General features: G+C 39.0%; 2 protein-coding genes. Both read left to right on the top strand.

The window, feature by feature from the left end; all coding sequences use genetic code 11:
- Positions 1-499 (top strand): ATP-grasp domain-containing protein (locus ACS8FD_RS18350; protein ID WP_439276904.1); only part of this gene is annotated, 499 nt, incomplete at its 5' end.
- 46 nt (positions 500-545) lie between these two features.
- The coding region (locus ACS8FD_RS18345; RefSeq protein ID WP_439276903.1) for a DUF4184 family protein at positions 546-872 on the top strand (327 nt) is incomplete at its 3' end.

The following is an 872-nucleotide window of genomic DNA, read 5'->3' as shown; positions in this document are numbered from 1 at the left end:
AAATCTTGCTTGGGAATTTAATAGTATTAAGCTGAATCGTTGGGGTTTGCGTGTTGGTGATAATCAAGAGTCTGGTTTATTGATTCAGCAAGCATTGCCAGGTCATGAATATGGCATAGATATAATTAACGATTTAAAAGGTAATTATCAAGCTACTTTCGTTAAACAGAAGCTAGGTATGCGTGCAGGTGAAACGGACAAAGCTAAAACGGTAGATATGCCTATATTTGAAGAAATTGGGCGAAAAATATCGGAAGCCTTAGGACATGTGGGCAATTTAGATTGCGACTTTTTCGTTGATGGCGATGATATCTATTTACTTGAAATGAATCCAAGATTTGGTGGTGGCTATCCTTTCTCTGGCGAAGCAGGTGTGGATGTGCCTTCAGCGCTAATTGCATGGGCTTTAGGAAAAGAGCCAGACGCTAGCTGGAAAGATATTAAGTTTAATATTACGACAGCTAAATGCGATCGTCTAGTCAAAGTTTCTGAGGTTTGAATGAACACAGATACATTTAATTTCTTCTTTTACAGATAAGTTATATATGGCATTTACGTTAGCTCATATGGCTGCAGCTCTGCCATTTTACTCTGCTAAACGCTGGTTGCATTTTGAGGCGTTACTCATCGGTACGATGATGCCAGATTTTCCTTACTATTTTGGTAGTAATAGCGCAACTGGTGATCTTTCCCATCAGTGGGTAGGTATCTTTACTTATTGCCTACCTTGGGGGCTATCGATATTTGCATTGTGGAAATGGGGTCTAAAACCGGCTGCTTTTGCGCTAGTTGAACCATTTTTAATGAAACGTAGAACAAAGTTTCCTAATATTCAAGATACAGACATCAGTGTTAGCCATAATCAAACTGTA

It is taken from the genome of Psychrobacter sp. 1U2 (genome assembly GCF_051847575.1).
Note: the sequence above shows the minus strand (reverse complement) of the source record. Positions and strands in the feature narration are given on the sequence as shown.